This is a genomic window from Desulfosporosinus acidiphilus SJ4, from assembly GCF_000255115.2.
GTDB classification, from domain to species: Bacteria; Bacillota; Desulfitobacteriia; order Desulfitobacteriales; family Desulfitobacteriaceae; genus Desulfosporosinus; species Desulfosporosinus acidiphilus.
The window spans coordinates 1263546-1277804 of the sequence record NC_018068.1 but is presented as its reverse complement, the minus strand read 5'-3'; the positions used below and the strand labels follow the sequence as shown (position 1 = coordinate 1277804).

Below are 14259 nucleotides of genomic sequence, written 5' to 3'. Positions count from 1 at the left end.
TGATCATTAAGTCAAATCGAAGCGTTGTATTTTCTCATAAAGCCATGAGCGGGAGATTCCCAGCATTCGGGCAGCTTCCGATTTGTTTCCCTTTGTCTCAGTCAAAGCCTTTTTGATAGTATTTTTGTCTAGATTACGACGAGCAATCTCCAGGTTCCATCCTTTTTCATAATCTGTTGTTGGTTCTATTGTTTGCTCACGGAGATAAAATGGCAAATCTTCGATCTCTAAAAAATCCCCTTCGGCAAAGTTAACCGCTCTTTCAAGGACATTTCTGAGTTCACGCACATTGCCCGGCCAGCGGTGAAAATGGAGAACCCTTTGGACCGCTATGGATACTCCCTTAATTTTTTTACCGAAATCCTGATTTAAGCGTTCTAAAAAAACATGGACAAGCGGGATAACATCTTCTGAACGACGCTGCAATGGAATCAAATGGAAATTGATAACATTCAAACGATAATATAAATCACTGCGAAACTCCCCAACCTCTGCTTTTTTTAATAGGTCCTGGTTTGTCGCTGCAATAATCCTTACGTCAACATTTAGCGATTCATTGCTTCCGACAGGTTCAAAACTTTTATCTTCCAAAACCCGAAGTAATTTGCTTTGTAAATTCAGGGACATATCACCGATTTCATCTAAAAATAACGTCCCGCCGTGAGCAAGCGCAAACTTTCCCAGTTTTCCTCCCCTTTGGGCTCCCGTAAATGCTCCATTGGCATAGCCAAAGAATTCAGATTCCAAGAGATTATCCGGAACTGCTGCACAATTCACCTTAACAAAGGGGCCTTTGCGCCGTGGGCTCGCTTGATGGATCGCCTCGGCAAACAGTCCCTTACCCGTGCCGCTGGCTCCGGTAAGTAAGATCGTTGAATTCCCCCGGGCAGCCATCTCGGCTTCTTTCTTAAGACGCCGCATGGCAGGATTCACGGTAACAATCTGATTAAAGGTCACCGACGCGGGGATTGAGCCGACTTTTTCTTTATAGAGCTGTAATTCACGATCCATTTGAGCCAGTCGTTCTGCAACATCCTTTGCTTCCTCGATTTTCTGATAGACGATTTTTCCCACAGCTCCTATAATCTTCCCTTGTCTGACAATGGGGGAACGGGAAACAATACAAGTCTTTCCTTGAATAACCTGTATTTCATTCGTTTCTGCCAATCCGGTTTTTAACGTTCGCCGCAGGCGAATATTTTCAATAACCTCTTCAATTGGCCTATGAAGGATATCCTTTTCCTTCTTGCCAAAAAAACTGCAAGCGGCCTCATTGATTAGGGTGATCTTTCCTTGACTATCGACGACGACAATTGCTTCGTAAGCGATATTCATCACAGTCAATAGTGTTTCATAAAGGCGCTTGGTAGCTTCAAGTTCCTCTACAACGATAAGTCCATTAGGCATTGCCTGATAAACGGCATTAAGTTTCCCTGCCATTTGCTCTGTTTCGTGAAATAGGGCTAAAATCATATCAATCTTAGTAAAAATTCCCAGGACCTTTCTCTCATCATCAATGACAACTCCTGTCCCCACAGAAGTTTGCTTAGCTCGTTGTTCGATGACTTCATAGGGCGTATTGACTTCGACAGTTACAACCTGGGGGTTGAAATACCCTGCGATAGTTTCCCTTAAATCAACGCCAGCCAGAAATGCATCCAGAACGTTAGATTTTGTAAAGATGCCAATGAGGCATCCCTCTTCGTCCACCACCGGAAGCGCATCAAGTTTATTTCTGCGCAAAACCGTAACACCTTGCCTAAGAGTATCATGGGGATGGAGACACGGAACCTCACGCGTCATCATGTCACCCATTAACATCCCCGATCCCTCCCCAAAAGCCTTCTCCGAAAAAGTCAAACCCTAGCCTTCGTAGTATTCTCCCGATAAACATATTTTCCTCTAATTTTCAAAATTTTCTTTTTACTATTTACCTTGGCTGCATGCGTATTGCGCCATCGAGACGAATGGTGCTGCCATTCAACATTGGATTTTCAATAATACTGCGTACCAATAGGGCGAACTCCTCGGGGTAGCCGAGGCGCGATGGGAAAGGAACCATTGAACCTAAGGACTTTCTGGCTTCTTCCGGCAGGGAATCAAACATCGGAGTTTCAAAGAGACCCGGAGCGATGGTCATAACCCGAATACCATGAAGAGCCATTTCACGAGCAATAGGGAGCGTCATGCCAATGATTCCTCCCTTTGAGGCACTGTAGGCTGCCTGTCCAATTTGTCCTTCATAGGCGGCCACTGAAGCAGTGTTAATGATAACCCCACGTTCCCCACTTGGGTTAGGCAAATTTTCAGTCATTTTTTCCACAGCCAAGCGAATAACATTAAAACTGCCTATAAGATTTATATGGATAACCCGCGAAAAACTCTCCAGAGTATGCAGACCCTTTTTCCCCAGTATCTTTTCCGCAGCCGCGATCCCTGCGCAATTAACAACGACAGACACTCGCGCAAATTTTTCCTGGGCGCTTCCTAAGGCTGCCTGAATACTCTCCGTATCTGTAACATCTGTTTTTTGAAAACAAGCGCTGTCTCCCAATTCTGCCTCAAGCTTTTTCCCTCTCGCTTCGTCTCGATCGGCAATGATTGCCTTCCCGCCGTCATTGACTATTCGCCTAACCGTTGCTTCTCCTAAACCAGAAGCCCCTCCCGTGACAAAACCAACCACCTGTTTCATATCCATTGAACGCGGCCTCCTTCTCAAAAAATCTTAATTCAGTCGTTCAATAATCGTAGCATTTGCCATGCCATGCCCTTCACACATAGTTTGCAGTCCATATCTCCCTCCACTTCGTTCCAATTCATGCATCATGGTTGTCATCAAGCGAGCACCACTGGCTCCTAAGGGATGTCCGAGGGCGATGGCTCCCCCACAGGGATTTAGTTTTTCCCGATCAGCTCCGGTTTCTCTTAACCACGCAAGAGGTATGGCTGCAAAGGCTTCATTGACTTCAAAAACATCGATATCCTCAAGTTTCAAACCGGCTTTGGCTAAAACTTTAGCCGTAGCGGGAATAGGTCCCGTCAGCATTAAAGTGGGATCAGAGCCCACAACGCTGCGGGCAATAATTCGGAATCGGGGCTTAAGGCCCAATTCTGCCGCCTTATCGCCGGACATAATAAGGATTGCTGCTGCTCCGTCTGAAATTTGACTGGCGTTTCCTGCGGTGACTTGACCATTTTCCAAGAAGGGAGACTTTAAATTAGAAAGTTTCTCTAGATTGGTATCCGGCCGGGGGCCCTCATCCTTACTCACATCAATCTGACTTCCATCAGGCAGCTGAACAGGGATCGGCATAATCTCCCGCTCAAAGCGGCCTTCCTTTTGAGCCCTCAGCGCTTTCAAATGACTTTCGAGAGAGAATTCGTCCATTTCCTGACGGCTGATTTTCCATTTCTGGGCGATTCTCTCGGCTGAAAGACCCTGATGAATAATCTCGTAGCGTGAAGTTAACTCCGAAGATAATTCTGTCCCTTTAACATTGGAGCCCAAGGGAGTTCGGGACATATTTTCAACTCCGGCAGCTACAACAACGTCCATATCTCCTGCAAGAATTGCCTGTGCTGCGAAATGAACTGCCTGTTGGCTTGATCCGCATTGCCTGTCAATAGATATACCAGGTACATGAAAAGGATAATCAGCTATGAGAGCAGCTTGACGGCCAATGCAAAATCCTTGCTCCCCAACTTGAGAGACGCATCCCATAATGACATCCTCCACCAGATCGGGCTTTAAGCCCGTCCGTATCATCAGTTCTTTTAAAACCATCCCTGCCATATCTTCAGACCGAACTCCACTTAAGGAACCCTTTTTGCGCCCTACCGGGGTTCTTACTGCTTCGACAATTAAAGCTTCTTTCATTAAATATCCACCTTTCCAAATATTCTGAAACTTCTTTTTGACCTTAGCCTATTGCAATTACTATGCCATCATCTTTACTCTTTTGCTTAGACATAAGAGCCAATAATTACTCTTCCCTTAAAAATAATCCTAAAAGAATAGGTGTCCTTTATAACGGACAGTTGACAACAAAAAGGACATTTTATCAAGTGTCAGTAACACCTCGAATACTGACAAATTGAGAGACCGGCTCTTGGCATATATATTGCAAATATTCAGAATAGACTTAGTAATATTAAGCTAAGGAGTGATGCATTATGATGGCCTATGATCTCACCTTGCGAGCCATTCTTGAACGGGCTTCAAGTCTCTATGCCAAGAAGGAAATTATCTCACGGGATTTTTCCGGAATCTTTCACTATACTTACGGCGATTTCTACAAACGAACTCTTCAACTTGCCAACGTCCTCAAAGATCTGGGAATCACCAAGGGAGATCGCGTGGGCACTCTTGCTTGGAATCATCATCGCCACCTTGAACTCTATTTTGCCGTCCCTATTAGCGGAGGAGTCCTTCATACCCTGAATTTACGGCTTGGAACGGACCAACTGGTCTACATTATTAATCATGCTGAAGATAAAGTAATTTTTGTGGACAAAGACCTTGTCCCTCTGCTGGAGAGCTTTCGGGATCAGTTAACCACTGTGGAACGGATCATTGTGCTGTCCGACACCTTAGATATTCCAGCCTGCGGCCTCGAGAATCCGCTTTCTTATGAAGCACTTCTGGCTGAAGCCGACGAAACGTTTCAATATCCGGACATCTCTGAATGGGACCCTGCCGCTATGTGCTATACCACCGCTACAACCGGGAGTCCCAAAGGGGTAGTCTATACACACCGGGCTTTAGTTCTCCATTGCCTGTCGGCTTGTCTGCCCGATTGTTTGGATCTGCGTGAATCAGATCGTGTCTTGCCCTTTGTGCCCATGTTTCATGTCAATGCATGGGGATTACCATTTGCCTGCACTTGGCTGGGAACAACTCAGGTTTTTCCCGGATCACGCCCACAGGCTGAAGATATTTGTCAGCTCATCCAAGATTATAAAGTAACCATGGCAGCCGGAGTACCAACCATCTGGATGGCAACCTATCCGTTATGGGCCAATGGAAGTTATGATCCCTCCTCTCTCCGCCAATTGGTTAACGGCGGTTCCGCCGCAACTATCTCCTTAATCCGCAATTACTATGAAAAGCTGGGTGTTTCCATTCTCCATGCCTATGGCATGACCGAAACGACACCTGTGGTTCTTGTTTCGCGGCCCAAAAGCACCATGAAGAATCTTTCCTTGGAAGAAAAATACCGGTTGTCGGCCAAGCAAGGGTTGCTCGTACCTGGACTGGAAATGAAAGTCATTGGAGAAAAGGGGAAGGAAATCCCTTGGGACGGGAAAACCATGGGCGAGCTTCTGCTGCGCGGACCATGGATTGCCAAGGAGTATTATAAGGATCCTGTTCGTTCTAAGGAGGCCTTTATCGACGGCTGGCTGCGAACAGGAGACATAGTGACTGTGGATGAAGAAGGATATGTCAGTATCGCCGACCGCAGTAAAGATCTCATCAAAAGCGGCGGTGAATGGATACCCTCTCTGGACCTGGAAAATACGCTCATGAGCCATCCCGCCGTATCGGAAGCAGCCGTGATAGCAATTCCACATCCCAAGTGGGATGAACGTCCCTTGGCTTGTGTGGTTCTGAACCAGAACTATGAAGGGGATGTGACAGCTCAAGACATCCTCGATTTTCTCAAAGACAAAGTACCCAAACTATGGCTCCCGGATTATATCAAATTTATTGAGGCCATTCCCAGAACAAGTGTTGGTAAGTTCTACAAAGCGGCTCTGCGGGAACGTTTCTCTGAAATAGCTTGTACTTCTGGAGTACCTTCTCGCACCGGCGTCTGAGAAGCATTTTAAAAAGAACAACTCTTAAGGAGGATGATTTACACGTGAACTTTGAATTATCCGAAGAGCAGAAAGCTTTTCAAAATCTAGCCTATAAATTTGCTCTTAAAGAATTTGAACCCCTCGCCAAGGAATGTGACCGGGAAGAGAAATACCCTCGCGAACTCTGGCAAAAGGCCTGTGAAGCCGGATTAGTTGGAATTGCTATTCCCGAGGAGTATGGTGGCCCCGGCGGCGGATGGATGGAAACAGCCCTGATCACCGAACAACTGTCTCGAATAGATATGGGGCTGGGCCTGGCCGTCATGGCAGCAACCTTTGGTTCGGAAAACATTCTGAACTACGGCACTGAGGAACAGAAAAAGAAGTACCTTTCACTGCTCCCAACAGGACAGGCTATTTTTGCCGGAGCCTACACTGAGCCCAACGCCGGCAGTGATGTAGCGGGAACCACCACCAAAGCTGTTAAAGATGGAAGCGATTATGTGATTAACGGCAGTAAAATGTTCATCACCAACGGGACGATTTGTGACTATATGGTAGCATTGTGTGTCACAAACCCGGATACACCGAAGAAAACCGGACGACATAGCTTGATAATAGTCGATGCCAATACCCCAGGAATCACCCGCACAAAAATTAAAGGCAAAATGGGTATCCGTGCCTCAGACACTGCTGAGATTAATTTTGAGGATGTGAGAGTCCCGCAGGAAAACCTGGTAGGCAAAGAAGGAAACGGATTCCACCAACTCATGCATTTTTTTGATATGACTCGCATTATGGTTGCTTCCCAAGGTTTAGGGTTAGCTCAAGGAGCCTTAGATTTGGCTCTCAAATATGTTCAGGAACGAAAAACCTTTGGCTTTCCACTCGCTGCCAACCAAGCAATTCAGTTCCAGTTAGCCGAAATGGCAATGCGTATTGAATTAGCCCGCAACATCATTTATAAAGCGGCTTGGAAAGCCGACAATGGACAGTTAGATCCCTCACTGAATGCCATGGCTAAATATTATGCCGGGGAAACCGCCGTCTGGGTAACCGACAAAGCACTGCAGATGCACGGCGGCTACGGTTATATTGATGAATACGACATCCAGCGTTTCTATCGCGACGCTAAAATTCTCGAAATCTACGAAGGAGCTAAAGAAATCGAGAAAATAACCATCGCCAAACGGCTCTTTTAATAGGGCGATATTCCAACGGCGGAGACGCAAGCGCGGATTACGTTTTAAAATGTGCATAAATCCATCCCAAGAAATAAGTGCCCTGGTCAGTGTTGTAGACAGCTGACAGGGCACTTCACTTACTATTAATTTAATTTAATTAAATTAAACATAACTAAATTTAACACTTATTAAGTAATTGATTAGATTGATTTTATTGGTTCAACCCCCTCCTATTTTCCTTTATTATTTTAAGGTTGAGCCAGTCCTGTTATAACCCCATATCCGCCAAGCACCTTGACCGTTCCGACCAGCCCTCCGATATGAGACCTATGCTCAAGATCTTGACCGCTGCCTTGCTTCACAAAATATCTATCCAGGGAATAGTCCACCTGAAAAGTACTCAAGGGTGAGTAGGAGTTTCTAATTCTTCCCTTGAGGTAAACTCCCTGTTGCGGTTTTGTTACACTGACTTGATCAACCACATAAAACTTTCCGTCCTGCTTCAGGCTCACATAAAGTGTCCTTTTTCTAAGTTTCTCTATCGGCTCAGGGGCCATCGACTTAGGAATTTCTGCAATTGCCAGGTTCACGGAAACGTAATCTCCTCTAAACAAATCTGTGGGATCAACTGCTCTCGTTTCCAAAAATATTTCTCGTCCGAAAAGAACCGTAGCCTCAGGCTTTATCGTCATTGCCACGAGAATCAGGAGAGGAATTGCCGCAGCCAAAAGAAAAGATTTTTTCTTAGTCATGGAAGTATTCCCCCTTTCGACTGTTTCCTCACTCGTTCAATGTAAAAACCAAACCCAAGCAATAACAAACCTCCAAGGATAAAAAACAAAGATTTCGGTAAAAAAGCAAACGTATCAATGTAATATCTAAAAATAGTGAGACACACAAAGATCAAACTGATAACACTGCCTCTTCGGATCAGTGCAAAGAGCAGACCTACAAAAAGAAGTGAAAAGATGATGCTTGCTATGCGTGCTGATTGCAAACTAACAAGCACCTCCCAAAATCCCGGAAATGTCAGGAAAACACCGCTTACTCCCAGTATAATATTACCCTGAATCTTCACTATTCCCCGCTTAAATCTATTGGCTGTTCCATACATCAAAAGACCAATCAGCAAAAAAGTCAGGGCAACATACAATCCTTTTGTTTCACACCTCAAAAGCAGCACCAAAATAAATTCTAAACTTACGGCATTAGCAAAAAATAAGAGTAGTTTTGATCTGTTCAGGAACTTAAAGGCATAATACAGTACCGGGAGGCCAATTACGGCTGCGTAGGGAAAGCCCTGTTGAACAGTACCAGCCAGGTAAATTCCGAATAGTACGTTCGCGAACAGCATTAAATACTTATCCTTAAGCTGTAATGCCATTGGCACAACTCCCAACGCCCAAAGAAGAAAGGCAGTCGAAAAATTTCCTCCGAAGTTATATAGTTGACCGATGAGGAAAATTCCTGCTCCATAGACTAATGTCCCAAGATAAATCAAACTCCGCCCTGTCTTGGGATAATGGTCTTCTAAAACATATCCGGCAAAGTTTGAACCCCCAAAGGCAATGAAGATGATACTAAGTTTTGCCATATTGTTAAGTCCATCCCAATTGCTGGCAATAAAACTTAAGATTCCGAGTCCCACCAAAATAGCACCCATAGTAACCAGGGTCCGAATGAAGTTCAGTCCTTCTTTGATTTCATAAATTTCCAATATATCTTTCGTTTGCTGATCACTAATTAATCCGTTCATTCTATAATAATCCAATTCCTCGCCAATAAACGAAAACTTACTTTTATTAATTGCTCTTTTCACATTTCCCCTCCTTAATTCACGTTAATATGTTCTTAGCGAAAGTCTTTATCTCTATTATTATTCTGAGCTGTCTGATAATTTCCCTCCCTTGTTATGGATTTACTATAACAAGTTTTTAACGTCCCTCTCGTAGAGATATTTAAACGCTTTCCCCATACACACAATTAGAGACCATAACAAGTAAACTCGTTCGGCTATAGATGAATATCGGGGCTTCGGTGACGAAAGTGTCCTGTGGACAGTTTCGCTGAAAGCGCGTAGCCAAGAACAAATGCCCTCCATATTTTTAAGCGTATTTGCCCTAGTGACAACCTCTTTTTATTATGTTAGGTTAAGAGCAAGGGAGTGATACTATTGAACTCGTTATTCCTTGCCGACCTTATGGAGCGAAACGTAAAACTTCTAAGCTCTAAGCCAAGTCCTGCTGACACTTCTGCATTAAGCAGTTCCAGCCATCTCGTCCTTATTCAAAATAGTCAACCCACTGAGGTCCTCGTCAGAGATTCAAGAAATTTAAGAAATTCGACAGATTCGAAATCACTCGCTATAAACCTTACTTGGGAGAGACCTTTATTAGCTTCAATCGATACTAAAGCACTGCCCTTCTATCAAGAACACTTCGGAGATTTTCGCCCCGTGGTCATTCTTGATGATTCCGGAAGCGTATTAGGAGTCATCTCAGCCCTTGAGTTAATAGATAGCCTTTTAAAACATTGCGAAATAATGAACTCTTTTTTTAAAACTTTACTTGATACCGTCAATGAGGCAGTCACTGTGGTTACTAAAGAAGGAACCGTAAGTCACTGGAATTCAGTGGCTCAAGACACCTATTCAATCCCCCAGCAAAACATTCTCGGCAAACATATTGCCGACTTTTTTAAACAAGAAACGTTAGCTACCCTAAAAATTCTGGATGAAGGCCGTCCGGTTCGTCAATCTTATCATAGCCCTCGCCCGGGAACTCATGTACTCATTAATGCCTCACCCGTCATCTATGACGGAACAATTCTGGGTGCGATATCCTGTGAGCAGGATGTTACCCAAATCGTAAGGCTCAACGAAAAACTTACGAATACGAGCTCTGAACTGCGTGATCTGCAGAAAAAAATTTCCCCTCCCGAAGATCCTTTTGCTAAGATCATCGGTAAGGGGCAATCCATTCGACATACAATATCTGTTGCTCGTAAAATATCCTCAAGCGAAGCGACTGTTCTTATTACAGGAGAAAGCGGTGTCGGCAAAGAGTTGTTTGCTCAAGCAATACATATGGCCAGCCCCAGGGCAAAAAAACCATTAATTACACTTAATTGCGGGGCTATACCAGCGGCCCTTTTCGAAAGTGAACTCTTTGGCTACCACGGCGGAGCCTTTACCGGGGCCGAAAGAAAAGGGAAACCCGGCAAATTGGAGTTGGCCCACGGAGGAACCCTTTTCCTGGATGAGGTTGGAGAATTGCCTCTGGGTCTCCAAGTCAAATTACTGCGTGTGCTTCAGGATCGCTGCTTTTATCGCTTAGGGGGTACGGAACCCATTACGGTCAATACTCGGATTATTGCGGCCACAAACCGTGATTTGGAAAAAATGATGCAAACAGGGGAATTTCGTGAAGACTTTTATTATCGCTTAAATGTCATCACTTTAGAAGTACCGCCTCTCAGAGAACGAACAGAAGATATTCCCGAATTAGCTCAAGCTTTTTTACATGAATCTGCTCTTAAACACAACAGGCCTATGCCCTCCCTCGATCCCGCAGTCATTGTAGCCTTTCTCAACTATCACTGGCCGGGCAATGTCAGAGAACTCCACAATGTCGCCGAACGATTAGCAGTCTTGGCTGACGAAGGTATTATCGAAACGAAATATCTGCCTCTAGCCCTTAAGCGACCTAAGGTCGAATCCCTCACCTTATCGAATCCAATACCCTCTCAGTTTGGCCGCGCCAATTCTAAAGAGTTAACTATATCTAGCGAAATCGAAAAAATTTGCGGCGTTTTGGAAAAGACCCATGGCAATAAATCAGCAGCTGCCAAACTTCTCGGCATTTCACGAGGAACTCTCTACTATAAGCTTAAACAATACAATTTGGGGTAACGCTCCACTGAGCTTTCAGCTTAAACTCCTCTCTAATTGCCTTTTTTAAAAGCTATATGAACTCACTCAGCCCAACGAACATGGTACTAAAGGCAAGAAATTATCAAGTAATTGTAGAATGGGCAAGATTTTGTTATTGCAATAACTTTTTACGATCCGCTGTTTCGGGAACTCTTTCCAGCCACCCTCTCTCAATAAGCAGGTCCGTACCGTCTTTGGAGTATTCGAGAAGTTCAACAATAAGTCGACCGAATGATGCTACCACATCTTTTCTGGCGCTATTTGTTAAAGCCAGGCCATAGCTTAAGATAGTAAACGCCGTCACGACGGTGGAGTGGAACAAGATTAATTTAGCACTGAATGGTGATTCCCTGGATGTTGTAATTTGAAAATTTGATGTCGATGGTAAAGGTAAGTCATCACTTTCTAATATTGAGCTGAGAACTTCAATCTGTTTATTACTGATTTCCTTCCCTCTAATCAAGTGATCCTTGACCTTTTTATCTTCAACGACTTGAGCTAACCCTGTACTTAACGTTTCTAAGACGAGTTTTGACTCGATTTTATCATATAAATATCCGACTTCTAAAGCGTTAAGAGGCCGTTTACTTCTGCCCCAAAACGAGCCGAAATAATCATCATTATGGACGTAATCCACCTTATCGGGAATTACAATATAAGGAGGCTTCAGAAGAAGTCCTTTAGCTAGTAACACTTCTTTGGCTTCTTTGTTTATTTGTCGTGATGTATCGATACATTCGTTGAAGAAGTTTATAAAATCGGTCCGAGTTGAAATAGCAAAGGCCTGACAATAGTGTAATAAAATATATTTATTAGTGAACTTTGTATAAGTCAGCAAATAATCCTCGGAAAATAATTCACTGGCATTGATATCTACATCTTTTTCCCCAAAAGCATCCGGGATAGGATGTTTAATGGTATTAAAAATGTCCTCCATAGACGTTACCCGCTGACTTGAGACATCCAAAGCATGTTGAAAAACCGGCTTACAGGCAGGATCTTTGGATTTTGCGATAATGTATTTTAACATGCAAAGAGACATTGTTTCGGCAAAGTAGCTTTGCCATAGGAATCCAATTTCTGCAGAAGTTGGCATTATATTACTGATATTATGCGGGATTGTATCCATTGGAGTTTGACTTGTAAATTGCTCCGAAGTATTCATTTTTTATTCTCCTTCTTAGTTTGATCTAATGGTTTATTTGGAGTTATATAAGCTTAAATTTAATATATTAAACAGATTCTTAATATCTTTCCCACAAGAAGCCCATCTTTTCAAGGTAAATAATTCCACAAACCTAATCCGGCTTAAAGTCCGGGACTAGATAAAAGTAATCTTTCGAGGGGCCTAATTCCCAAAAAAACAAAAACGTTTCTTTAATAATTTGAAAATCGGGTAAGAGGGGGCCGTGAGAAACTAAGTTTCAACACGGCCCCTACTAATGAAAAGTTTATTTAACTAAATCATAAAAAAGTTAAACGAGGCTATTAGTATTAACACTAAAAAGCCTCGTTTAACTATTCGGCGTAAATCCTTCGTCCGTTCAACACAACATTCAGCATTCGGAGCTTTCGAGTTGATTTAGGAATATGGCCCTTTTACACCCTGTTTTAAATGAACCTATCACTGGCGGATGGAGTCATCTCTGCTTTGTGCCCTTATTCCTCTGTCATATAAGGGTAACTAACAACGGTACGGGGAATCAGCATCTCTTTTATAGCCCGTTGATTCATCCAACGATATAGGTTGATGGCGCTGCCCGCTTTATCATTTGTTCCTGAAGCCCGGCTTCCGCCGAAGGGTTGCTGTCCGACAACGGCACCGGTGGGCTTGTCGTTAATATAGAAGTTCCCTGCCGCATGATCTAAGGCTCTGGCAATCTTGATAATTGCGGCTCTGTCCTGGGCAAAAACAGCACCGGTTAATCCGTAGATCGTCGCAGTATCGCAGGCTTTTAAAGTTTCTTCCAGTTTGTCGTTGGGATAAACATAAACAGTCATAACAGGTCCAAATATTTCTTCTACCATGGTTTTAAAGTTGGGCGTTTTAGCTAAGATAACCGTCGGCTCTACAAAATAACCAACACTGTCATCGCATTTTCCGCCGATAAGGATCTCTGCATCCTTAGATTCTCTGGCGTAATCAAGATAGTTCTTAATATTCGTGAAGGAATTCTGATCGATAACGGCATTCATGAGATTGCTAAAATTGCGAACATCACCCATCTTGATCTTGCCGATTTCTTCTTCAAGGCGTCCTTTGAGTTCACCCCAAAGGCTTTCCGGAATGTAGGCACGGGAGGCAGCCGAGCATTTTTGCCCTTGATATTCATAGGCCCCAAGCACCATAGCGCAGGCAAGAGCTTCAACGTCTGCAGATTCATGGGCAAAAATGAAGTCTTTGCCGCCGGTTTCACCCACAAGACGCGGATAGGAAACATACTTGTTAATATTTGTGCCCACTTGATTCCAGATCCCGTTGAATACGGCCGTGGACCCGGTAAAGTGGAAACCCGCCATCTTCGGATGACTTACCACGATCCTGCCAAAGTCCGCCCCCCTGCAAGGTACGAAATTGATAACCCCGGCCGGTAAACCTGCTTCCATGAGAATTTGCATAAAATAATAGTTGGAGAGAACGGCCGTGGATGAGGGTTTCCACAAAACAGTGTTCCCTACCATGGCCGGAGCCGTGGAGAGATTGCCGCCGATCGACGTAAAGTTAAAGGGAGTAATTGCGGCGACAAAGCCATCCAAGGCGCGGTATTCCACCCGATTCCAGACACCGGGTGTGTTCATAGGCTGTTGTTTATAAATTTCTTGGGTGTAGTAAGTATTAAAACGCAGGAAATCAGCTAATTCACAAATAGCATCGATTTCAGCCTGGAAGGGATTTTTACTTTGTCCAAGCATACAGGAAGCCGCTACTTTGGCTCGGTATTTGCCTGTTAACAAATCGGCGGCTTTCAAGAAAATAGTTGCTCTATGCTCCCAAGGCATATTCTCCCATTCTTCTCTGGCAGCTTCTGCGGATTCAATAGCCAGGAGCAATTCTTTTTCCCCGGCCACATGGTATTCGCCAAGAACTTTTTGATGATCATGGGGACAAATCATCTGAACTTTGTTTCCGGTCCGAATTTCCTTGCCGCCGATAATTACCGGTATTTCAACAAAGCTTGTTAATTGACGGTCCAGTTCTGCCTTTAAAGCAGTACGTTCCGGAGAACCCGGCATATACCCTTTGATAGGTTCATTCTCGGGAAATTTAAGTTCAAAATAAGCATTATTCATTATAATTCCTCCCATTTTTTGAATCCATAAAGTAACGATTACAAAACTTATCCC

The 14259-nt window shown here is 43.9% G+C and carries 10 protein-coding genes; 3 read left to right on the top strand and 7 right to left on the bottom strand.

Annotated elements, in window-relative coordinates; all coding sequences use genetic code 11:
- Positions 1-6 precede the first annotated feature (6 nt).
- The 3 genes from DESACI_RS05775 to DESACI_RS05765 all read right to left on the bottom strand — a co-directional run bounded on the left by DESACI_RS05775 (position 7) and on the right by DESACI_RS05765 (position 3877).
- On the bottom strand, positions 7-1821 hold the full coding sequence (locus DESACI_RS05775; RefSeq protein WP_014826232.1) for a sigma-54-dependent Fis family transcriptional regulator: 1815 nt from the start codon (positions 1819-1821) through the stop codon (positions 7-9).
- Positions 1822-1930: 109 nt separating this feature from the next.
- The gene (locus tag DESACI_RS05770; RefSeq protein ID WP_014826231.1) at positions 1931-2698 is read right to left on the bottom strand and encodes a 3-hydroxyacyl-CoA dehydrogenase; all 768 of its coding nucleotides are present in this window, start codon (positions 2696-2698) and stop codon (positions 1931-1933) included.
- A 27-nt stretch (positions 2699-2725) separates the two neighbouring features.
- A complete protein-coding gene (locus DESACI_RS05765) occupies positions 2726-3877 on the bottom strand; it encodes a thiolase family protein (protein ID WP_014826230.1) in 1152 nt (383 codons plus the stop codon).
- A 296-nt stretch (positions 3878-4173) separates the two neighbouring features.
- On the opposite strand from DESACI_RS05765, the gene DESACI_RS05760 reads away from it, so the two are divergent.
- Together DESACI_RS05760 and DESACI_RS05755 are read left to right on the top strand one after the other, a co-directional pair.
- Positions 4174-5817, top strand: a complete 1644-nt coding sequence (locus DESACI_RS05760) for a long-chain fatty acid--CoA ligase (RefSeq protein WP_014826229.1) — start codon at positions 4174-4176, stop codon at positions 5815-5817.
- A gap of 44 nt (positions 5818-5861) precedes the next feature.
- Complete coding sequence (locus tag DESACI_RS05755; RefSeq protein WP_014826228.1) at positions 5862-7001, top strand: acyl-CoA dehydrogenase family protein; 1140 nt, start codon at positions 5862-5864, stop codon at positions 6999-7001.
- A 230-nt stretch (positions 7002-7231) separates the two neighbouring features.
- On the opposite strand, the gene DESACI_RS05750 is transcribed toward DESACI_RS05755, so the two are convergent.
- Together DESACI_RS05750 and DESACI_RS05745 are read right to left on the bottom strand one after the other, a co-directional pair.
- The gene (locus DESACI_RS05750; protein ID WP_014826227.1) at positions 7232-7735 is read right to left on the bottom strand and encodes a GDYXXLXY domain-containing protein; all 504 of its coding nucleotides are present in this window, start codon (positions 7733-7735) and stop codon (positions 7232-7234) included.
- Positions 7732-8802 (bottom strand): DUF2157 domain-containing protein, encoded by a 1071-nt coding sequence (locus DESACI_RS05745; protein WP_014826226.1) that lies wholly within the window; start codon positions 8800-8802, stop codon positions 7732-7734. Before DESACI_RS05745 ends, DESACI_RS05750 begins: the two co-directional genes overlap by 4 nt.
- A 354-nt stretch (positions 8803-9156) precedes the next feature.
- Here DESACI_RS05745 and DESACI_RS05740 point away from each other — a divergent pair, with 354 nt between their 5' ends.
- The gene (locus DESACI_RS05740) at positions 9157-10893 is read left to right on the top strand and encodes a sigma-54 interaction domain-containing protein (protein WP_014826225.1); all 1737 of its coding nucleotides are present in this window, start codon (positions 9157-9159) and stop codon (positions 10891-10893) included.
- 133 nt (positions 10894-11026) lie between these two features.
- On the opposite strand, the gene DESACI_RS05735 is transcribed toward DESACI_RS05740, so the two are convergent.
- Positions 11027-12079 carry a DUF3231 family protein gene (locus DESACI_RS05735; RefSeq protein ID WP_014826224.1) on the bottom strand — a complete coding sequence of 351 codons (1053 nt, stop codon included), beginning with the start codon at positions 12077-12079 and terminating at the stop codon, positions 11027-11029.
- A 494-nt stretch (positions 12080-12573) separates the two neighbouring features.
- Complete coding sequence (gene pruA, locus DESACI_RS05730; RefSeq protein ID WP_014826223.1) at positions 12574-14205, bottom strand: L-glutamate gamma-semialdehyde dehydrogenase; 1632 nt, start codon at positions 14203-14205, stop codon at positions 12574-12576.
- Positions 14206-14259 lie beyond the last annotated feature (54 nt).

Excerpts from the sequence above, each read along its gene's own strand:
- DESACI_RS05775 (WP_014826232.1), bottom strand. The coding sequence starts at position 1,821 with ATGTTAATGGGTGACATGATGACGCGTGAGGTTCCGTGTCTCCATCCC.
- DESACI_RS05770 (WP_014826231.1), bottom strand. The coding sequence starts at position 2,698 with ATGGATATGAAACAGGTGGTTGGTTTTGTCACGGGAGGGGCTTCTGGT.
- DESACI_RS05765 (WP_014826230.1), bottom strand. The coding sequence starts at position 3,877 with ATGAAAGAAGCTTTAATTGTCGAAGCAGTAAGAACCCCGGTAGGGCGC.
- DESACI_RS05760 (WP_014826229.1), top strand. The coding sequence starts at position 4,174 with ATGATGGCCTATGATCTCACCTTGCGAGCCATTCTTGAACGGGCTTCA.
- DESACI_RS05750 (WP_014826227.1), bottom strand. The coding sequence starts at position 7,735 with ATGACTAAGAAAAAATCTTTTCTTTTGGCTGCGGCAATTCCTCTCCTG.
- DESACI_RS05735 (WP_014826224.1), bottom strand. The coding sequence starts at position 12,079 with ATGAATACTTCGGAGCAATTTACAAGTCAAACTCCAATGGATACAATC.
- pruA (WP_014826223.1), bottom strand. The coding sequence starts at position 14,205 with ATGAATAATGCTTATTTTGAACTTAAATTTCCCGAGAATGAACCTATC.